This is a genomic window from Stenotrophomonas sp. NPDC077420 (genome assembly GCF_044543385.1).
Classification (GTDB): Bacteria; Pseudomonadota; Gammaproteobacteria; order Xanthomonadales; family Xanthomonadaceae; genus Stenotrophomonas.
Genome location: NZ_JBITVZ010000030.1, coordinates 1 through 18,600, shown reverse-complemented (window position 1 = coordinate 18,600; position 18,600 = coordinate 1). Strand labels below are relative to the sequence as shown.

The 18,600-nt window shown below is 62.7% G+C and carries 20 protein-coding genes and 2 pseudogenes; 12 read left to right on the top strand and 10 right to left on the bottom strand.

Translation table 11 applies throughout. The features are described 5' to 3' along the window. Positions 1-224: 224 nt before the first annotated feature. Genes cyoD through cyoA form a run of 4 tightly spaced genes read right to left on the bottom strand, consistent with a single transcriptional unit; the run spans position 225 to position 4,259 of the window. Positions 225-572, bottom strand: coding sequence for a cytochrome o ubiquinol oxidase subunit IV (gene cyoD / locus ACIGII_RS18945; RefSeq protein WP_068850260.1), 348 nt, complete (start codon positions 570-572; stop codon positions 225-227). Beyond that, entirely contained in the window at positions 572-1,213 is a 642-nt protein-coding gene (gene cyoC / locus ACIGII_RS18940; protein ID WP_070208362.1) for a cytochrome o ubiquinol oxidase subunit III, read from the bottom strand. The genes cyoD and cyoC overlap by 1 nt, the downstream gene beginning before the upstream one ends. Next, the gene (cyoB, locus tag ACIGII_RS18935) at positions 1,210-3,213 is read right to left on the bottom strand and encodes a cytochrome o ubiquinol oxidase subunit I (RefSeq protein WP_145478235.1); all 2,004 of its coding nucleotides are present in this window, start codon (positions 3,211-3,213) and stop codon (positions 1,210-1,212) included. Before cyoB ends, cyoC begins: the two co-directional genes overlap by 4 nt. 2 nt (positions 3,214-3,215) lie before the next feature. After that, positions 3,216-4,259 carry a ubiquinol oxidase subunit II gene (gene cyoA / locus ACIGII_RS18930; protein ID WP_399641203.1) on the bottom strand — a complete coding sequence of 348 codons (1,044 nt, stop codon included), beginning with the start codon at positions 4,257-4,259 and terminating at the stop codon, positions 3,216-3,218. Between the two features lie 765 nt (positions 4,260-5,024). Between cyoA and ACIGII_RS18925 the strand changes: the two genes are divergently transcribed. Continuing rightward, positions 5,025-5,345, top strand: a complete 321-nt coding sequence (locus ACIGII_RS18925) for a SymE family type I addiction module toxin (RefSeq protein ID WP_399641206.1) — start codon at positions 5,025-5,027, stop codon at positions 5,343-5,345. Between the two features lie 28 nt (positions 5,346-5,373). Here ACIGII_RS18925 and ACIGII_RS18920 read toward each other — a convergent pair whose 3' ends face one another. Continuing rightward, positions 5,374-6,378, bottom strand: a complete 1,005-nt coding sequence (locus ACIGII_RS18920) for a 2-hydroxyacid dehydrogenase (RefSeq protein WP_399641209.1) — start codon at positions 6,376-6,378, stop codon at positions 5,374-5,376. A 93-nt stretch (positions 6,379-6,471) separates the two neighbouring features. Continuing rightward, positions 6,472-6,909: an aldo/keto reductase gene (locus ACIGII_RS18915; RefSeq protein WP_399657626.1), complete on the bottom strand. Its 438-nt coding sequence runs from the start codon at positions 6,907-6,909 to the stop codon at positions 6,472-6,474. Between ACIGII_RS18915 and ACIGII_RS18910 the strand changes: the two are divergent. From ACIGII_RS18910 to ACIGII_RS18870, 9 genes and pseudogenes are all read left to right on the top strand, one after another. Then, positions 6,895-7,023 (top strand): annotated as a pseudogene (locus tag ACIGII_RS18910) (LysR family transcriptional regulator); the annotation flags it as partial. The gene ACIGII_RS18915 and the pseudogene ACIGII_RS18910 overlap by 15 nt on opposite strands. Before the next feature lie 246 nt (positions 7,024-7,269). Next, positions 7,270-8,691, top strand: coding sequence for a DUF1254 domain-containing protein (locus tag ACIGII_RS18905; RefSeq protein WP_399641215.1), 1,422 nt, complete (start codon positions 7,270-7,272; stop codon positions 8,689-8,691). Continuing rightward, complete coding sequence (locus tag ACIGII_RS18900) at positions 8,688-10,025, top strand: DUF1254 domain-containing protein (protein WP_399641217.1); 1,338 nt, start codon at positions 8,688-8,690, stop codon at positions 10,023-10,025. Before ACIGII_RS18905 ends, ACIGII_RS18900 begins: the two co-directional genes overlap by 4 nt. Before the next feature lie 523 nt (positions 10,026-10,548). Then, positions 10,549-11,313 carry an EAL domain-containing protein gene (locus tag ACIGII_RS18895; protein WP_399641241.1) on the top strand — a complete coding sequence of 255 codons (765 nt, stop codon included), beginning with the start codon at positions 10,549-10,551 and terminating at the stop codon, positions 11,311-11,313. A 106-nt stretch (positions 11,314-11,419) separates the two neighbouring features. Further along, positions 11,420-12,226, top strand: coding sequence for an alpha/beta fold hydrolase (locus tag ACIGII_RS18890; RefSeq protein ID WP_399641220.1), 807 nt, complete (start codon positions 11,420-11,422; stop codon positions 12,224-12,226). Continuing rightward, the gene (locus ACIGII_RS18885) at positions 12,223-13,536 is read left to right on the top strand and encodes a diguanylate cyclase (protein WP_399641223.1); all 1,314 of its coding nucleotides are present in this window, start codon (positions 12,223-12,225) and stop codon (positions 13,534-13,536) included. The genes ACIGII_RS18890 and ACIGII_RS18885 overlap by 4 nt, the downstream gene beginning before the upstream one ends. A gap of 16 nt (positions 13,537-13,552) precedes the next feature. Further along, positions 13,553-14,110: a hypothetical protein gene (locus ACIGII_RS18880; protein ID WP_399641226.1), complete on the top strand. Its 558-nt coding sequence runs from the start codon at positions 13,553-13,555 to the stop codon at positions 14,108-14,110. Between the two features lie 56 nt (positions 14,111-14,166). Then, a complete protein-coding gene (locus ACIGII_RS18875) occupies positions 14,167-14,352 on the top strand; it encodes a hypothetical protein (RefSeq protein ID WP_399641228.1) in 186 nt (61 codons plus the stop codon). A gap of 199 nt (positions 14,353-14,551) precedes the next feature. Beyond that, entirely contained in the window at positions 14,552-14,815 is a 264-nt protein-coding gene (locus ACIGII_RS18870; RefSeq protein WP_399657623.1) for a type II CAAX prenyl endopeptidase Rce1 family protein, read from the top strand. A 322-nt stretch (positions 14,816-15,137) separates the two neighbouring features. Here the strand turns inward: ACIGII_RS18870 and ACIGII_RS18865 are convergent, their stop codons facing one another. The 4 genes from ACIGII_RS18865 to ACIGII_RS18850 form a co-directional block, all read right to left on the bottom strand. Continuing rightward, a complete protein-coding gene (locus tag ACIGII_RS18865) occupies positions 15,138-15,395 on the bottom strand; it encodes a hypothetical protein (protein ID WP_399641231.1) in 258 nt (85 codons plus the stop codon). A 110-nt stretch (positions 15,396-15,505) separates the two neighbouring features. Then, the gene (locus tag ACIGII_RS18860; protein WP_399641233.1) at positions 15,506-15,841 is read right to left on the bottom strand and encodes an immunity 53 family protein; all 336 of its coding nucleotides are present in this window, start codon (positions 15,839-15,841) and stop codon (positions 15,506-15,508) included. An 8-nt stretch (positions 15,842-15,849) separates the two neighbouring features. Next, positions 15,850-16,704, bottom strand: coding sequence for an RHS repeat-associated core domain-containing protein (locus ACIGII_RS18855; RefSeq protein WP_399641235.1), 855 nt, complete (start codon positions 16,702-16,704; stop codon positions 15,850-15,852). 738 nt (positions 16,705-17,442) lie between these two features. Further along, positions 17,443-17,742, bottom strand: a complete 300-nt coding sequence (locus ACIGII_RS18850; protein ID WP_399641238.1) for a hypothetical protein — start codon at positions 17,740-17,742, stop codon at positions 17,443-17,445. A 354-nt stretch (positions 17,743-18,096) separates the two neighbouring features. Here ACIGII_RS18850 and ACIGII_RS18845 point away from each other — a divergent pair, with 354 nt between their 5' ends. Beyond that, a complete protein-coding gene (locus tag ACIGII_RS18845; RefSeq protein WP_399634262.1) occupies positions 18,097-18,390 on the top strand; it encodes a transposase in 294 nt (97 codons plus the stop codon). Further along, positions 18,387-18,600, top strand: a pseudogene (locus ACIGII_RS18840) (IS3 family transposase); the annotation flags it as partial. The gene ACIGII_RS18845 and the pseudogene ACIGII_RS18840, both read left to right, overlap by 4 nt.

The following is an 18,600-nucleotide window of genomic DNA, read 5'->3' as shown; positions in this document are numbered from 1 at the left end:
AACTGGCACCGACCCCACATGGGGATCGGCAACCAGCCGCCTATTTCAAGAATCCCGCTGAACAACGTACTGGGTTTACACAACTAACAGTCGGCACTACCGTCCGGGGCGGCGTTGCCATCCGGGCAGCGTTCCCGTCCGGGGCATGTCGTCCGCGATGCAGGTTGCAAACAAAAAGGCCGCCCTTCCGGGCGGCCTCTTCGTGTGCATCACACCCGCAAGGGTCAATGCATCATGTGCACGTTCATGTTGTGCATCACCCACAGCGTGCCGGCGACGATGATGCCGATCACCACCACGGTGAAGGCCGCCGCGCTGACGTTCCAGCGCTGTTCCGACGAACGGTTCAGGTGCAGGAAGAACACCAGGTGCACGAAGATCTGCAGGATCGCCGCCACCACGATGATGACGCCCGTGGTGAACACCGGCAGGCCACCCTTCATCACCGCCCAGAAGGGAATGATGGTGAGGACGGCGGCCAGCAGGAAACCGACCAGGTACGACTTGACGCTGCCGTGGCTTTCGCCCGCGGCGCCATGGCCGTGGTCGTGTGCGTGAGTGTCATGTGCCATTACAGCGCTCCCTTCAGGTAGACGACGGAGAACACGCCGATCCAGATCAGGTCCAGGAAGTGCCAGAACAGGCTCAGGCACGCCATGCGGGTCTTGTTGGTGGGGGTCAGGCCGTTCTGCTTGATCTGGATGAACATGATCAGCAGCCACAGCAGGCCGGCACTCACGTGCAGGCCGTGGGTGCCCACCAGCGCGAAGAACGCCGACAGGAACGCACTGTGGTCCGGACCGAAGCCCTCATGGATGAGGTGGTTGAACTCCCACACTTCCATGACCATGAAGCCGAAGCCCAGCAGCCAGGTCAGGCCCAGCCACAGGTACATCTGGCCAACCTTGTGCTTGTGCAGCGCGATCATCCCCAGGCCGAAGGTCAGCGAGGACACCAGCAGCAGCGTGGTTTCCCACGCGACAAAGGTCAGGTCGAACAGGTCCTTCGGACCCGGGCCACCGTTGGTGCCGCCGGCCAGCACGATGTAGGTCGCGAACAGGCTGGCGAAGATGAGGCAGTCGCTCATCAGGTACACCCAGAAACCGAAGACGGTGTTCTCGCCGGTGTCGTGGTGTTCGTGGTCATCATGGCCATGGGCCGCCGCGTGTGCGGCGTGCCCGTGGTTCACGGTGTTGGCGATAGTGCTGCTCATGCCTGCAACTCCGATTTCACCAGACCCTGCGCCTGCAGGTGACGGCGGTGCTCATTTTCGATCCGCTCCACTTCGGCAGCCGGCACGTAGTAATCCACGTCCTTGTCGAAGGTGCGCCAGATGAAGGTGCCGATCATGCCGACCAGGCCCACGATGGCCAGCCACCAGATGTGCCAGATCATCGCGAAGCCGAACACCAGGCTGAAGGCACCAATCACCACACCGGTACCGGTGTTGCGCGGCATGTGGATGTCGGTGTACTTGGCCGGGCGTTCCCACGCCTCACCACGCTGCTTGCGCTCCCAGAAGTCGTCCAGCTCGGTGACCTTGGGCAGCGAACCGAAGTTGTAGAACGACGGCGGCGAAGAGGTTTCCCACTCCAGCGTACGCGCATCCCACGGGTCGCCGGTCAGGTCGGCGGTCTTCTTGCGGTCGCGGATGGACACGGCCACCTGGATGATCTGGCACAGGATGCCGGCGCCGATGATGAACGCACCGACCATCGCAATGACCAGCAGCGGCTGGTACTCCGGGTTCGGGTAGCTCTGCATGCGGCGGGTCATGCCCATGAAGCCCAGGATGTACAGCGGCATGAACGCCACGTAGAAGCCGATGAACCAGCACCAGAACGCGGCCTTGCCCCAGGTTTCGTTGAGGCGGAAGCCGAACATCTTCGGCCACCAGTAGGTAATGCCGGCGAACATGCCGAACACCACGCCGCCGATGATGACGTTATGGAAGTGCGCGATCAGGAACAGGCTGTTGTGCAGCACGAAGTCGATGGCCGGAATGGCCAGCATCACGCCGGTCATGCCGCCGATGGTGAAGGTGACCATGAAGCCGATCGTCCACAGCACCGGGCTGGTGAACTGCACGCGGCCGCGGAACATGGTGAACAGCCAGTTGAAGATCTTCACGCCGGTGGGGATGGAGATGATCATCGTCGTGATGCCGAAGAAGGCATTGACGTTGGCACCCGAACCCATGGTGAAGAAGTGGTGCAGCCACACGATGAACGACAGCACGCCGATGCACGCGGTGGCGTACACCATGCCCTTGTAGCCGAACAGCGCCTTGCGCGAGAACGTGGCGATCACTTCGGAGAACACGCCGAAGGCCGGCAGCACCAGGATATAGACTTCCGGGTGACCCCAGATCCAGATCAGGTTGATGTACAGCATGGCGTTGCCGCCACCGTCATTGGTGAAGAAGTGCGTGCCCAGGTAACGGTCCAGGGTCAGCAGCACCAGGGTGACGGTCAGCACCGGGAAGGCAGCGATGATCAGCACGTTGGTGACCAGCGCGGTCCAGGTGAACACCGGCATGTGCATCAGCTTCATGCCCGGGGTACGCATCTTCAGGATGGTAATGAAGAAGTTGATACCGCTCAGTGTCGTGCCCAGGCCTGCTACCTGCAGGCCCCAGATGTAGTAATCGACACCTACCCCTGGACTGAACTCCTTGCCCGACAACGGCGGGAAGGCCAGCCAGCCGGTCTGCGCGAATTCACCCACGCCCAGCGAGATCATCACCAGGCCCGCGCCCGCCACGAACAGCCAGAAGCTGAGCGAGTTGACGAACGGGAAGGCCACGTCGCGCGCGCCGATCTGCAGCGGCACCACGACGTTCATCAGGCCGGTGATCAGCGGCATCGCCACGAAGAAGATCATGATCACGCCGTGGGCGGTGAAGATCTGGTCGTAGTGGTGCGGCGGCAGGAAGCCTTCGGCGCCGTTGGCGGCGATGGCCTGCTGGGTACGCATCATGATGGCGTCGGCGAAGCCGCGCAGCAGCATGACGAAGGCGACGATGAGGTACATCGCGCCGATCTTCTTGTGGTCGACCGAGGTGAACCACTCTTTCCAGAGATAGCCCCACAGCTTGAACTTGGTGATCAGGGCCAGCACGAGCAGGCCACCGATCCCCGCGCCGATCAGCGTGGAAATGATGATCGGGTCGTGCGGGATGTCAGCGAATGTCAGTTTACCCAACGGATTCATGCTTATTCTCCCGAGCCTGCGTGGCCGGCGTGACCGGCGGCGGCGTGCTCGTCTGCAGTGTGTCCGGCATGTTCGGCCGGCATGTCATGGGCACCGGCCGGCATGTCGTGGCCTTCGTGGCTTTCGTCCGCGGCGCCGTGCGACATCGCCTTGTGGTCCATGGCCTTGTGGTCCATGCCGTAGTGCTGGTTGTCGCCCATGTGACGGGCAACGACCCAGTCGAACAGACCGGTTTCGGTGGTACCGAAGTAGGTCACCGGGTGCCACTCGTGGTTCTTGTCGTCCACCAGCGCGCCGAACGCGGCCTGGTCCATCGGGGTGCTCTGCGCACGCACCTTGGCCAGCCACGCCTGGTACTCCTCGGCGGTGACCGAGTTGGCGTCGAAATGCATCTTGCTGAAGCCCGCGCCGCTGTAGTGCGAGGACATGCCCGGGAAGGTGCCGGTCTCGTTGGCGATCAGGTGGAGCTTGGTCTCCATCCCGGTCATCGAGTAGATCATGCTGCCCAGGTGCGGGATGAAGAAGGCATTCATCACCGAATCGGACGTGATCTTGAAGTTCAGCGGGGTGTTCACCGGGAAGGTGATTTCGTTGACCGTCGCGATGTTCTCTTCCGGATAGATGAACAACCACTTCCAGTCCAGCGAAATGGCTTCGATCACTACCGGCTTGGTCTGCGAGTCCAGCGGACGGTAAGGATCCAGCGAGTGCGAGGAGCGCCAGGTCAGCACGGCCAGCACCAGCACGATCATGCACGGGATCGACCAGACGACCACTTCGATCGCGGTGGAATGCGACCACTTCGGCTCGTAACGGGCCTTGGTGTTGCTGGCGCGGTACTTCCAGGCGAAGGTGAGGGTCATGATGATGACCGGCACGACGACCAGCAGCATCAGCACGGTGGCCGTGATCAGAAGGGTCTTCTGGTCATGGCCGACCTGGCCCTTCGGGGCCAGAATGGCCGAACTGCAGCCCGTCATGAACACGGACAACGCCAACAGCAGGCCCGGGCGCAGCCAGCGCCCAAGGGATTTCAACGGAATCATCGGTCGATCCAATTGCGTAGGGAATGCCTTCTCACGCCCTTCCCCACCGGCCAAAGCCGGCTGCGCCAGCCCAAGGGGGGACGGCGCAGAGGACGAACATGTCAGCCTTCTAATTTTATGCCGTCACGCACCATTTAAGAAAGCCATTGACAATGATCTGGCGCAGGAAAGGCCCGGAAACAGCTGCGACACGTTGTCGCACACCGGCCAGAAGGCCGAAATCGGCACAGTCAGCCGGCCATGTATAGACAAGAACACCGGCTCGCGCCCGGCGCTGCGATGCTCCGGTAGCGCCGGGCGTTGCCCGGCCAGCGCGGTGCCAGGGTCCACGCGAAGGGCAGCCGGACAGAGCCCGGCTCTACGTCGCGCGCTTTCCGAGGGATCGGCTCGATTGCGACGCGCCGGATTATCGCGCAACGCGGGGCCTGACATCCGCGGCCTGAAGAAATGTGTGGCTTCGCTCACGCCTATCAGCGCCATTCAGTGCGCTGCACGTGCCAGACCCGACAAACGGTAGGCGCCGCCTATCGAAACACAAATTCCAACAGAAACAATCACCTTGCCTCGATCCACCGGCCTCCGCAAGGTCGCCCACGGAGCGCAAAACTCCGCAAGTCGAAACTAGTGGATACCCCATGTCGGGAGGGCGGCTAATACAAGACCCTTCACGGGGGAATACGCCCGCCGTCTGACTTGCACGGTTTTGACCTCCCGACGCCCTCGCCCTGACCGGCGAGGGCCATTTCCCCAGATGGAGGCAAGCGCATGACCCAACATCCCGCCCAGGCACCGGAAGACGACACCCACCCCCGCCTTCCGCGTTACTCCCCCTCTTACCACCACAACATCCGCGCCATGCCGCAGATCAGCGAACTCCACCGCGACAAGTTCGGCCCCCTGCCCCTGATCACGCTCAGCGGCGCCTGGCTGCGGACCTTCGGGTTCACCGTGGGCCTGCAGGTGCGGATCGAGGCCACGCCGGACCAGATCATCCTGAGGCCGATATGGACCGGGGAACCGGGCGCTGCAACAGCCAACGCGACCCAGGAGCCCACCGTCCGCTACACCGACGTAGCAGACCGGTAGAGCCAGGCCCTGCCTGGCGGCTCTTCCGCTACGCAGCCACCACCCTGTTCGGGCACTGCGCACCACTGGCAACATCCGCCATGTTCTGCAGCGTGATGCTGCAGATCTCCTGCAGCGCCTCCACGGTGAAGAATCCCTGGTGACCGGTCACCAGGACGTTCGGGAAGGTCATCAGCCGCTGGAACAGGTCATCGTCGATGATCTCCCCGGACAGGTCCTGGAAGAACAGCGCGCTTTCCTGTTCGTAGACGTCGATGGCCAGATGGCCCAGATGGCGGGACTTGAGCGCGCGCACCACTGCATCGGTGTTGACCAATCCACCGCGTGAGGTGTTCACCAGCATCGCGCCCGGCTTCATCAGCGCCAGCGATTCCTCGTTGATGAGGTGATGCGTTTCAGGCGTAAGCGGGCAATGCATGGACACGATGTCCGAGCGGGCCAGCAGTTCCTCCAGCGCCACGGACTCGCCCACCGCCGAGAACCCGGGCGACGGGTAAGGATCGGCGCCGAGCACGACGCAGCCCATGCCGTTGAAGATTCGCGCCGTGGCCAGTCCGATCTTGCCGGTCCCTACGATGCCCACGGTCTTGCCGTGCAGGGTGCGGCCCAGCAGGCCATCCAGCATGAAGTTTCCCTCGCGCACCCGGTTGTAGGCACGGTGGGTCTGCCGGTTGAGGGCCATGACCAGCGCCAGCGCATGCTCGGCCACCGCTTCGGGCGAGTAAGCCGGCACCCGGGCCACCAGCAGCCCCAGTGCCGCGGCAGCCACCAGGTCCACATTGTTGAACCCCGCGCAGCGCAGCAGGATCGCCCGCACCCCCAGCCCATGCAGGGCCTGAAGCACGGGCGCATCCAGGCGGTCGTTGACGAATACGCACACCGCGTCGAACCCCTGCGCCAGGCCGGCGGTAGTAGCGTCCAGCGCCACATCGAAGTAGGCCAGTTCGAACCCCTGACCGGCATGGTCGCGCGCATTCGCTTCATCGAGGAAGCGGCGGTCGTACGGGCGGGCGCTGAACACGGCGGTTTTCATGGGGGATGACCTTGGGCGTGATGCCCAGTAGACCAGAACCCCGCCCAGGAGAGAAACGCCCATGCACCCCATCTGGCGCAAGCGGTTGCTCGCCTACCTGCCGGTCATCTTCAAGGCCGCTTCCGGCAATCGCTCGCCACTGAGGCGGATCTGCGCCAGCGCTTCATCAATGTGGGTCAGGTCGGCCTGGTCCAGGACCAGATCAACGGCACCGAGATTCTCATCAAGGCGATGCAGCTTGGTGGTGCCCGGAATCGGTGAGATCCAGGGTTTCTGCGCCAGCAGCCAAGCCAGCGCCACCTGCGCAGGCGTTGCCGCCTTTTCCGCCGCCATCGCTTTCACCACCTCCACCAACGCCATGTTGGCCCGGCGTGCCTCGGCGGAGAAGCGCGGCACCGCATTGCGGAAGTCGCTGGCGTCGAACTGCGTGTGTTCGTCGATCTTGCCGGTCTCCCCGCCCAGTGGACTGAACGGCACGAACCCAATGCCCGGTTCTTCCAGCAGCGGCAGCAGGTCGGAACGCTGGTGCACGTGCTGCAGGACTGGTGCCCTTCCTTCCCCGGCTACCACCTGTACTACCCCAGCCGCCGGCAGTCCTCGCCAGCGTTGACCCTGCTGCGGGACGCATTGCGCTACCGCGGCTGAGCGACGGTAAAGCGGCGTCGGGGTGATCCGCATCACGCCGGGAATCGGCGTGGCCCAGGCCAGTAGAAATACTGATCGGATCCACGTGGAAATCCGGTTGTCACCCCCTGCTGCAGCGGACACAGTGCAACCGGAGCCGATGCACGTCCGTTGCAGCCGCCCCGTCTTGACGCACACGCGGTGGCCTGCACGCAAACGGGTCCGCCGCGCGCCAGCAGCACAACGCCAGCCACGGGATCCCTGCCCATGCGCCTTACCCTTCTCGCCTGCCCCTTGCTGCTGATGGCAGTTGTCTCACTGCCCGGGTGCCAGCGCCAGCCGGACGCTCCCAATGTCGCGGAGGGAGCCGCCGCACCGGAGCCGACGCCGGCGCCTGCCCCCCGCCAGGAAGATGCGGAGGTACGGGCCATCGCCAAGGAGGCCTACATCTTCGCCTTCGCCATGCTTGAGAACTACGGCACCATGTACAAGCAGCTGGCCAATCCACAAGCGCCGGAATACGTGGGCGGCTTCGGCAGATTCCGCCACTACAGCGCGCTGTACACGCCCGACAACCACGACGTGGTCACCCCCAACAATGACACGCCGTACTCATGGGCCTGGCTGGACCTGCGCGCCGAGCCCTGGGTGGTCAGCGTGCCCGATGTCGCCGACGACCGGTACTACGTGCAGCAGTGGGTGGACCTGTTTACGTTCAACTTCGCCTACATCGGCTCGCGCACCACCGGCAACCGCGCCGGACACTTCCTGATCGCCGGCCCGGGCTGGAGTGGCCCTGCGCCGGCCGGCGTCAAAGCGGTGTTCCCGTCCGAAACCTCGCTGGTGATGACGCTGACGCGCACCGCGCTCAACGGGCCAGACGACATCGCCAATGTGCAGAAGGTGCAGCAGGGCATGCGGCTGCAGCCGTTGAGTGCCTTCCTGGGCAAGCAGCCGCCAGCGCCGGCGCCCCCGATCCAGTTCCCTGCCTACGATGCCGCGAAGATCCACTCGCACGATTTCATCCGCTATCTGAATTTCCTGCTGCAGTTCACCCAGCCGCCCCACCCCAGCGAAGTGGACCTGATGCAGCGCTTCGGCAGGATCGGCATTGGCCCGGGACTGCCCTTCGATGCGTCCACACTCAGTCCCCAGCGCGTGGCCGCCATCGACGCTGGTATTGCCGACGCGAAGGCGGAAATGGCCAGCACCGCCAAGACCACGCTGTCGTCGAACGGTCTGTTCGGAACCCGTGAGTTCCTGAAGAACAACTACCTCACCCGCGCCATCGCCGCCGAGAAAGGGTTGTACGGCAACTCGATCGAAGAGGCCTGGTATGGCGGCTACGTGGGGAACGGCGCCACCCCATCGAAGATCCACTTCAGCAAGGAAAACCTGCCGCCGGCCCGGTTCTTCTGGTCAGTCACCCTGTACACGCTTCCCGACCGTTTCCTCTACGCCAACGACCTCAAGCGCTACTCCATCGGCGACCGCACGCCCGGCCTGGTCTACGACGCCGACGGCGGCCTCACCCTTTATCTTTCCCACGCGTCCCCGGGCAAGGACAAGGAAAGCAATTGGCTGCCAACCCCGTCGGGCCCGTACAGCGCCATCGGTCGCGTCTACGGCCCCAGTCGCGCCGCCATCGATGGGCAATGGAATCTTCCGCCGCTGGAGCCGATGCCATGAGCACGCCGGACGCAAGGGCCATTGCGCGGGATGCCTACGTATATGGCGTTCCGCTGGTCGACACCTACAAGACGGTGTACGCCTTCAACGTGGACAAGGACAACCCGCAGTACAAAGGGCCGTTCAACGCCATCCTGAACATCGCGCGTGTGTTCACCCCCGACGACACCGCCTTCGTAACGCCGAATTCGGATACGCCCTACTCCTTCGCCATGCTCGACCTGCGCGCCGAGCCGGTGGTCATCACCGTGCCCGCCATGGAGCAGGACCGCTACTTCGTCTTCCAGCTGATGGATCTGTACACCTTCAACTTCGACTACATCGGCAGCCGTGCAACCGGCAACGACGGAGGCAGCTACCTCATCGCCGGGCCAGGCTGGAACGGCCAGGCACCGCCGGGAATCACCAAGGTGATCCGGTCCGAAACCGATCTGGTCAGCGTGGTCGGACGCACGCAGCTGTTCAATCCCGCCGATCTGGACAACGTCAGGAAGATACAGGCGGGGTACAAGGTGCAACCCCTGTCGGCGTTCAGCAACGCCGCCCCGCCACCGGCCGCAGCGCAGATCCACTGGATCAAGCCCATTCCGCCAGGGCAGGACCGCACCTCGCTGGAATTCTTCAACCAGCTGGCCTTCCTGTTGCAGTTCGCCCAGCCGCCCCACCCGAGCGAGGTCGCGCTGCGTGAGCGCTTTGCGGCCGTGGGCATCAGGCCCGGCCAGCCATTCGCCCCCGACGCCCTGCCGGCCGAACTGCAGGCCGCGCTCTCGCAGGGGATGGAGGATGGCCAGAAGGAGATCGACGCCAAGCGTGCATCGCTGGGCGGCAGGACCGACGCGCTGTTCGGCGACCGGGACTTCCTGAAGAACGACTATGTGGCGCGCGCCACCGGAACCCAGGTAGGTATCGGCGCCAATTCGCGTGAAGAGGCCATGTACCCGATCCTGGACAAGGATGCCGACGGCCAGCAGCTCGATGGCAGCAAGGGCAGGTACACGTTGCAGTTCGCGAACGGCGAGCTGCCGCCGGTGGAAGCATTCTGGTCCGTCACCATGTACGCGCTTCCCCAGCAGCTGTTGGTCAGCAATCCCATTGATCGCTATCTGATCAACTCGCCCATGCTGCCCCAACTGCAGAAGGACGCCGACGGCGGCTTGACCCTCCTGGTACAGGCCGACTCCCCCGGAGAGGATAAACAGGCCAATTGGCTGCCGGCGCCCGCGGGACCCTTCGTGATGTTCATGCGTTATTACCGGCCCAAGCCGGCGCTGCTTGAAGGCCGATGGCAAACCCCGGCAGTGGTGAAGGTAGCGGACGTCGGCAGCACGCCCTGAAGATCAGGGCGAGGGCGTCTGCTGCACCGTGCCGCGCCGCGCGCGATGCAGATAACGGCCGAGGTCAGCCCAGGAAGCACAGCGCGGGAGATCGTGCGAGTCTGCATGGACCACTCCGTGGGAGATATCCATCCCGTTCGAGGGAACAGGCCCGGCTATCGCCCCGTCTCAACCTGTGACTCTGGCCGACACTACGATCTGCGCCATGAGCACAGTTCACGACCACAGCACCCCCAACGACCCATCGAAGCCCCGCGCCGAGCGCCCCGAGATGTTTGGCCACCTGTTCATGGGGCCGGACCAGCGCTCGCCGCTTGAGCAACGGGAGGCCCAACGCAGGGAGCATGCGCGTCGCAGCGGGAAAGGACGTACAAACTGGTGGAAACGCGAACAGGCAACCAGCAGCTGACGCCAGCCCTGCACCTTCGGTTTGCCGGCGGGGTGCCAGCCTCGCGACATCCACATGCCCCTGATCGGGCATCGGCTAAGCTTCCCGCCTGACCCGAAGACGGACCCCCATTGCATGCCCTCTCCCCCCACGCGTGCCGGATGTGCCTTGTGCCGCGATGCGGAGCCGCTGCCGTTCGACTTCAGCTACGCATTCCAGCCCATTGTCGACATACAAGCGCGCAAGGTGTTCGCGCATGAGGCGCTGGTACGGGGTCCGGCGGCCGAACCGGCCGACACGGTGCTGTCGCGCGTGACCGCCGGGAACCGCTATTCGTTCGACCAGGCATGCCGCGAAAAGGCCATCCGGATCGCGGCCGGGTTGCAGCTGCCGTCCTGCCTTTCGATCAATTTCCTGCCCAATGCCATCTATCGGCCGGAGGTATGCATCCGTTCCACCCTGCAGGCGGCCGAGCGGTATGGCTTTCCGGTGGAGCGGATCATCTTTGAAACCGTGGAGGGGGAGCAGGTCAGCGATGGCAAATGGCTGGCCGAAATCCTGAGCGAGTACAAGCGCATCGGCTTCAAGACGGCCATTGATGATTTCGGCGCGGGGTTTGCCGGCCTGAACCTGCTGGCCGATTTCCAACCGGATATCGTCAAGCTGGATATGGCGTTGATCCGCGGCATCGACCACAGCCGGTCACGACGCGCGATCGTGGCCGGGGCGATCGCCATGTGCGACGCGCTGGATATCGAGGTGATCGCTGAAGGTATCGAAACTGCAGATGAGGCGCGATGCCTGTCCGATCTCGGCATCCGCCTGATGCAGGGCTACTGGTTCGGCCGCCCACGCTTCGAGCAGGCCGCAGGCGAGGCCGAGATTCCCTGGGGCGCCTGAGGCCAAGGTTAACAGCGGTCGCTCCCATCCGACGCACGCGCCGGCGTGTCATGGACCCACATGGCAGCCTGGCCTAGTATCGGCAGCTGCCGAATGCCATGACGGGATGTGCGTGAACAGCTTTGAGAGATTCAACGGCCGCCGTAGCGGCAAGGGCGGTCAGGTGGCCATCCTCGCCCACGGCTTCGGAACCGACCATACTGCCTGGAGCGCCCTGCGCCCGTGGTTCGAAGCGCGTTACGACGTGGTGTCGTTCGACCTCGCCGGCTGTGGCCCCCACGGCGCGGACACCTACGATTTCGACCGGCACGGTTCGCTGTTCGGCTATGCCGACGATCTGCTCGAGATCATGGACGACCTGGCGCTGCGCGACTGCGTGCATGTCGGCCATTCCATGAGCGGCATGATCGGTGCGGTGGCCGCGGTTGCCCGCCCGGAACTGTTCGACCGCCTGGTCACGGTCGGGGCTTCGCCGCGTTACCTGGACGACACCGGCTACACCGGCGGCTTCCAGGCAGCGGATCTGGACACCCTGTTCGACAGCATGAGCGCCAACTACCAGGCCTGGGTGGCCGGGTTCGCGCCCATGGTGGTGGGCGTGGACAACGGGCAGGTGGTGGCCGACTTCTCGCGCACGCTGTTCCAGATGCGCCCGGACATCGCGCTCAACACCTCGCGCACGATCTTCAATTCCGACATGCGTGCGCTGGCCGCGCAGTTGACCCGACCCGTGCACGTGATCCAGACGGCGGTCGACATGGCCGTACCGGTGCAGGTGGGGCATTGGATGGAAGCGGCCATCCCGAGCGCTACGCTGGATGTCATCGACGCTGAGGGTCATCTTCCGCACATGACCGCCCCGGCCGAAGTCGCCCGCATCCTCGAGCACCGCCTGGCGGCACACGCGGCATGAGCACTGCCGACAGCGACGCCCTCGCTGGCCTCTGCCACTTCGCCCAGCTCGCTTCCGGTGCGGATCTGGTCATGGCGGTGGAGATCGAAGCCAATGGCTGGGCAGGCTGGGCCGCATCGTTCCCGGCCATGCCATTTTCCGGATTCAGCCTGGCCCGTAGCGGCATCCTGGAGCACAGCTGGTCGGGCGAACCGGTGGCTGCCACCGGATTCCGCTTGCCCACTGCCCTGCTGCATGGATTGAACGGAGCACCGACGCGGCTGCTGTTCGTGCCCGCCCGGTCACTTGGCGCACCGCTGAGCGGCCTGCTGGTGCTGTGGAAAGGCGAGATGTCCGCCACGCCATTGACCCCACAAATTCCGCTGCTGGCCACGAGCGTGGCCCGGCTGCTGTCGGCACGGCGCGAAAACCTGCGCGAAGTGACGGTGCAGAACCAGTTCATCGATCTGGTCGAGAGCGTGCCCGCCGGGATCGTGCTGATGGAAGGCGACGGCGTCAGCGCGGTGATCAACGAGCGTGCCGCCGACCTGCTGGCCTGCCCGCCTGGCAACCATCGCGCACGCGACCTTGCCGAACCCATGCGCACCCTGCGGCAGCGGTGCGACAACCATGCCGAGCTTGAACAGGCCTACGGCGCGCAGGTGGGGAATGTCAGTTTCGCTTCCACCCTGAGCTGGGCCTTGGGCGAGCGCACGATCGAGGTGGATACCCATCCCGTACGCGGGAACGGCGAATACGGTCGCATCTGGCTGTTCACCGACGTCACCGCCGAGCGGCTGATGGCCGCCGAGCTGCGACGCCTGGCCGCCTCCGACCCGCTGACCGGTATCCCGAACCGCCGCCACTTTGAAGAGCGCTCCGCGCAGATCATCGCCGCGCGCGAAGCCACCGGCCATTCGGTGGCCGTGCTGATGGTCGACGTCGACCATTTCAAGAAGATCAACGACAGCCATGGTCATCCTGCGGGCGATGAGGTGCTGAAGATAGTCGCCAAGCGCTGCCGGGAGGCGCTGCGCGAGCGCGACCTGTTCGCGCGCTTTGGCGGGGAGGAGTTTGTCGCGCTGCTGGCGGCCCCTGCCGTCGAGGACGCGCCTGCGGTGGCCGAACGGATGCGCCAGGCCGTGGCCGCCACGCCCATCGAGATCGGCGATACCCGCATCAATGTAACGGTAAGCATCGGCGCCGCGTTGGGCGAGGCGCTGCCGGGGAGTGACCAGCCGCTGCTGGCCGACCTGATCGCGCGTGCGGATGGGGCGCTTTATCGGGCCAAGGCGGGCGGGCGCAACCGGGTTACCATGGCGTTGGAGTGAGGGAAAAGGACGTCGAATGAAGCGCACCTGCCAGTTGCTGCAATTGCTTACCGCCTTGGCGGCCAGTTCGCTGACAGTGAATGCCGCCTTCGCTCAGAACCCTGGCTCGGATCGTGCTGCACAGCGCATAGCCGAGCAATCCGAGGTCAGCGCGTTGAACGCCCGCCTTCAGAGGGAGCGGCCCGATACCTTCGCTGGGCTTTGGATTGAAAAGTCGCCCGAGCTCAAGGTAGTAGTCCGGTTTACGGGTGACGCCAAGGGCCAGCTTGCCGCCTTCACGAAGGATCCGCGCTACGTTGCGGAGACAGCACCGCGATCCCTGGAACTGCTCCTTGCCACGCAGCAGGAGATGATGCATCAGTTGAGTGCAGCCGGAATCAATTTCGAAGCGGGCGTGGACATCAAGCGATCGGAAATCACGCTGTATGTGTTGGATACGCAGACCGCTCGGGATACGCTTGCCGGACTCCTTTCCAGCGTTGATTTCATTCGCATCGAGAAGACGACAGGCTTCATACAGACCACCGCCGTCTCCGGCGGGCCGCTTCTCGACGGAGTTGGCACCGACCGATAGAAATACGGCCAAGTTCGAATCCGTTGCGTTGGACGTGGAAAAAAGGGGTAGTTCGCATGAAGATGCATGGTATCAACAGCACCACGTTTACCATCGGTCTATGCGGCCTGGCGCTGTTCGCCACCACGGCCGACAGGACATTCCTCCCGGTCGCCTGCATCGCCGGCGTCGTACTGGTGGCAGCGAGGTTGACCGATTCGCGGCAGAAGCGGTCACGCAGCAGATCGACCGATATCGATTGACGCGGCTGTAGACCAGAGGCGGCGTTCCGCGCTGGACGCCGCGCGATCATGGACAGGCGCTGCCAAGTCAGAACAAAAGCCCCGACCAAGGCCGGCGCTTCCACCTGGAACTGGTGCCGGAAATAGGAATCGAACCTACGACCTACGCATTCATACATCTACCCGCGCGTACTCGTCCGCAGGGAACTGCCAATTTTGGGTGCCGATCGCCTTCTATGTTCCTGGGGTGATTACGGGTTGTATAGCTGCGCCTCTCTTTGAAGAGAAGGTCGTCAGACAACTTCTTCTTACGGGCGCAGAACACTATCTTGGCCGTGTCGTCGCGGCGTTGGCGGTCAGCGCTCTGTTTTCTTGGGTCCATAAGGACGGAATGATCTCCGCCTTTCTTTTCTCGCTTGCACTCCGTGCTGGCGCTTACATTTTCGGTGGGACACCCTGCAGCGGTCGGCGATCCATGGAATAGTGAATCTGGTAATCATGCACTGGGCGCTGATTTATCCGAATCTCTAGAGATTGCGGAATTGAGCGAGGCGTCCCTGTCCAGCCATCTAGTGCGTGCCCTCATAGGTGACGCATACAAGAAGTGCGAGACCAGGTGCTTCTGTAGATCCGGGAATTGACATGGTCGGACTTCCTTCCACCGGCCGCCAAGCCGGATGCGCCGTAGTCCCATCCGTTATTCTTGAACCGGCGCTCGAAGTCCAAGCAAAAAAGGTGTGTCCCCAACCGTATTCGCCCCGCTCGAACTCGCCTGGCGGAGCTGCCGGAGAGGTGCCAGCGATTTATCAGTTGCTGTACGCATCATTCTGGTCAGCGATGGGCCCCATCAAATCAATGAGCTCTTCGATCTCAAGGCCCCGTTGATTGGGCTCATCGTCGGAGCCCAAGCCGGCCTCAGAGAGCTCTTGTAGTAACGCATCGATTAGCAACTCGCGGTCACGCTCCAGAAGGTGATTGACGCCTTCGTCAGGCAACTGAAAGCTGCGCTTGGCCGCGATCGCGACCAGCAGAGAATGCAGACGGGCGGAGATAGATCGCGTCATTTTACTTCACCTTCGCGTCCCTCAACCCATCTCTGTTTCTTGGCATGGCAGTTATGACCTTTCCTTCACCATTCAGGACGACCTTAATCCTAACTATCGAGCAGGACTGTCTACGACTCAGCGTCATAGGCAGACGCGCCGAGATTCTCGACTCCGCGCTCACCAGCGAAAATGAGAAATTCATCAACCATCTCTTCTAAGTTGAAGACGCCTCCACAAGCAATGTAGCGCTGCTGCGAGATCTCAGACTGGATCCAATCTACTTCTGAACGATCAATGCGATTCCGGGGCAGTGAAACTTCACTGAACTCCGTATCAGCCAAGTCGATGGTAAGCAGCCACCCCGGATTATCCAGCGTATCTATTTTGATCCCGCAGGAATGTTCCCAATCTTCGTCACAGTGCCGCGCATACCATTTTTGCAACAACGAGATAGCGGTATTCATAGATGATCTCATTTAAGCTTAGGCAGTTCCTCTGGCAGTGCCGGGCGTACACCGTTCTGTCCTGCCTCTTTTACGTGAGGCGTTGCAATTGTAGCTCCATCTGGATTGGTGTGGGCCTTACCGGTTACATCAACACGTTTCACTTCCTGGTAACCGGATGGATTATTCGAATTCGGCTCGTAAGTCGCAGTGTTGCTAATGTTGCCATCCTCACCACGCTTAAAAACAGAATGCGCTCCTTCTGCGCTGGAGTCCGGTCGCAGCTTGTTCGTATTTCGCCCAGACCGCAGTGCATCTACTGTCTTGTCAGTAGTGCGGACCGCCTTGATCGCGGCGCCAGCGCCTCCGGGAACAAAGGGCACTGCAGCTGCCGTAGCATCAATCGCCACACCGATTGAGTCGACAATACCCGCCCCCACATTACCTTGGCTAAAGTTCGAGTAGGCACTGGTCGCGCCCATCGCAATGTTCGCAACGTCCCATACGGTTTCGACAATTCTTCCGTCAGGATCTCTAAACTTGTACGGATTCCCGTTGGCATACCGATACCGGTTGAACTGCCCTACCGGCTGTTCATACGCCGTCACCGGGTCCACAGACAGGAACACCCCCAACTGCGGATCCATGTACCGCTGCTGCATGTAGCTCAGCCCAGTTGCCGCATCGTTCACATGCCCTGTGTACCCCGGGCCATCAGCAACCGGCGCACCTACGACAGCGCCATATGGCTCGTAAGTGATGCGCTCGATCACGTTGCCGTTGGCATCGCTCTTGGCCACAACGGAGCCCAAGGCGTCCGTGTGGATGTAGGTGACCGTTTGTGCGCTTGCGGTTGGCAGAGCAGCCACACCCAGCAACAGCACAAAGCATAGCCAAGCGCCTACCGCACCCAGCTTCCGAACTCGATCTTCAGCTCCCCTGACGCGGGTCGGCACGCCGCCTGTAGTTCCCCCGAACCTGCGCATCCTTCCGATCCCTGAAAGAGCCTTCAAGCAAGGCTGGGTATTCATAGAAGAGGAGTGGCCAGCTGCGGTGTCCCAGGTCAGGAACAGCGCGAGGAGCTAAGCGCCTGAGAAGCAGGCGGGGCCAGTTGACCGCGAGGTTCGGAAATCCTGGGCTGCCAGCCATGGGCTGGCACTACGGGGGTTGTCGGCCAGCGGCCGGCATTACCGGAATACAAAAAAAGCCCCGACCTGGGTCGGGGCTTTTCATGCAACTGGTGCCGGAAATAGGAATCGAACCTACGACACAACTGGACCGGGAAAACCGCCGGATAAGAAGAGCCTGGCACTCCACGGCAACGATGACTGGTCTTTCAGCCCCGTGCAGTGCGATTGGTCAAGACTTGCACAGTCGCGAGCGGAGACACTCGAGTTGCCGCGCGTTCTTTGGAGAGCATCAACGAACAGATTGAGGCGGAGTGCTAAGCGCCATAGAAGCCGGTCGATGGCTCAGGTTCGTTGGTGCCATACGGACACGAATCATCCGCAACTCGCAGCAACGAGGCCCGGCCAGCACGCAGCTCGGCGAGAACCCCTTTCCCATCAATCGGTTCCGAACGCATCCCCCAAAAAAAGCCCCGCAGATGCGGGGCCTAGACTTCAGTAACCGTAACCGGACCGACGCTGCTGCGTTCTGGGCTGGTTGTAAGGACTACCGTATGGATTGCTCTGAGTTGGCTTGTAAGGATCCACCGTGCCGGACTTCCCGTTGTAGGGATTGTAGTTCCCCTCAGTGCTGTAGTTATCCAGCTTGGTGGAGTTCGCATTGCTACGGTAGTGAGGCTGGACGTAAGTACCGTCTGAGCGATAATGCCCCTTCACCGAATGGCTTTGTGCCGAAACGGCAAAAGAGGCCGCGAGGGCGATACCGGCGACAACGGTGGGCAACAGCTTCTTCATTTCCTTCTCCTTGGATGGGGGCATCAGTCCCCACAGCCTCATGCCCCCTGCATAGGCTGCAGCTTCCTTGCATCCCTCCTCGCTAATCAAGCCGGGGTCGAAAATGTCAGGATGTGTGACCATTGTCTCACTCCCGACACCGCGATGTATATGCCGAGCAGCCTTTCCGGCGAGCGGATCGCCTGCGGCTGCCATTGCACCTTGGTCGGACTCAGGCTATAAAGCGAATGCCGGTCGCAGAAGCGTCGGTGCTGTGCCCGTATAGCCCAATAGGCTCCGGGTGCCCGAGGTTTGAACCTGCTCCGCTGAAACGGACGCCAAGAAGCGATAATTTACTCGCAATTGGAGGTTCCCATGCCACGTCCCCCTCGCCGTCATTACACCGATGATCAGAAGGCCCAGGCCGTCATCCTAGCTGAATCCATCGGACCTACCGCCGCAGCCCGACAGCTCAACGTTGCTGTGAAGTCGCTGGCGAACTGGCTCACAGCCTCACGCGCGGGTCAGCCGTTGCGCTCCCCTTCCCGCCAGCCGGCAACGGAGGTGGAGGCCGAGCTGAGCCGCTTAAGGGCGGAAAATGCCACCCTGCGGATGGAGCGCGACATCTTAAAAAAAGCGACGGCGTTCTTCGCCAAAGAGTCCAAGTGAGGTTCGCCTTCGTCGCGCGTGAACGGACCAACTATCCGGTACGTCTGCTGTGCCGGCTGATGGACGTTTCGGCCTCGGGCTTCCACGACTATCTGCGAAGGCTTGCCGAGCCGTCGGCAGATACAGACGTAGCGCTGCGCGAGGACCTGCGGGCCATTCATGCCCAGAGTCGCCGAACCTACGGTCGCCCTCGGTTGGTCCAGGCGCTGC

Excerpts from the sequence above, each read along its gene's own strand:
- cyoD (WP_068850260.1), bottom strand. The coding sequence starts at position 572 with ATGGCACATGACACTCACGCACACGACCACGGCCATGGCGCCGCGGGC.
- cyoC (WP_070208362.1), bottom strand. The coding sequence starts at position 1,213 with ATGAGCAGCACTATCGCCAACACCGTGAACCACGGGCACGCCGCACAC.
- cyoB (WP_145478235.1), bottom strand. The coding sequence starts at position 3,213 with ATGAATCCGTTGGGTAAACTGACATTCGCTGACATCCCGCACGACCCG.
- cyoA (WP_399641203.1), bottom strand. The coding sequence starts at position 4,259 with ATGATTCCGTTGAAATCCCTTGGGCGCTGGCTGCGCCCGGGCCTGCTG.
- ACIGII_RS18925 (WP_399641206.1), top strand. The coding sequence starts at position 5,025 with ATGACCCAACATCCCGCCCAGGCACCGGAAGACGACACCCACCCCCGC.
- ACIGII_RS18920 (WP_399641209.1), bottom strand. The coding sequence starts at position 6,378 with ATGAAAACCGCCGTGTTCAGCGCCCGCCCGTACGACCGCCGCTTCCTC.
- ACIGII_RS18905 (WP_399641215.1), top strand. The coding sequence starts at position 7,270 with ATGCGCCTTACCCTTCTCGCCTGCCCCTTGCTGCTGATGGCAGTTGTC.
- ACIGII_RS18900 (WP_399641217.1), top strand. The coding sequence starts at position 8,688 with ATGAGCACGCCGGACGCAAGGGCCATTGCGCGGGATGCCTACGTATAT.
- ACIGII_RS18895 (WP_399641241.1), top strand. The coding sequence starts at position 10,549 with ATGCCCTCTCCCCCCACGCGTGCCGGATGTGCCTTGTGCCGCGATGCG.
- ACIGII_RS18890 (WP_399641220.1), top strand. The coding sequence starts at position 11,420 with ATGTGCGTGAACAGCTTTGAGAGATTCAACGGCCGCCGTAGCGGCAAG.
- ACIGII_RS18885 (WP_399641223.1), top strand. The coding sequence starts at position 12,223 with ATGAGCACTGCCGACAGCGACGCCCTCGCTGGCCTCTGCCACTTCGCC.
- ACIGII_RS18880 (WP_399641226.1), top strand. The coding sequence starts at position 13,553 with ATGAAGCGCACCTGCCAGTTGCTGCAATTGCTTACCGCCTTGGCGGCC.
- ACIGII_RS18875 (WP_399641228.1), top strand. The coding sequence starts at position 14,167 with ATGAAGATGCATGGTATCAACAGCACCACGTTTACCATCGGTCTATGC.
- ACIGII_RS18865 (WP_399641231.1), bottom strand. The coding sequence starts at position 15,395 with ATGACGCGATCTATCTCCGCCCGTCTGCATTCTCTGCTGGTCGCGATC.
- ACIGII_RS18860 (WP_399641233.1), bottom strand. The coding sequence starts at position 15,841 with ATGAATACCGCTATCTCGTTGTTGCAAAAATGGTATGCGCGGCACTGT.
- ACIGII_RS18850 (WP_399641238.1), bottom strand. The coding sequence starts at position 17,742 with ATGAAGAAGCTGTTGCCCACCGTTGTCGCCGGTATCGCCCTCGCGGCC.
- ACIGII_RS18845 (WP_399634262.1), top strand. The coding sequence starts at position 18,097 with ATGCCACGTCCCCCTCGCCGTCATTACACCGATGATCAGAAGGCCCAG.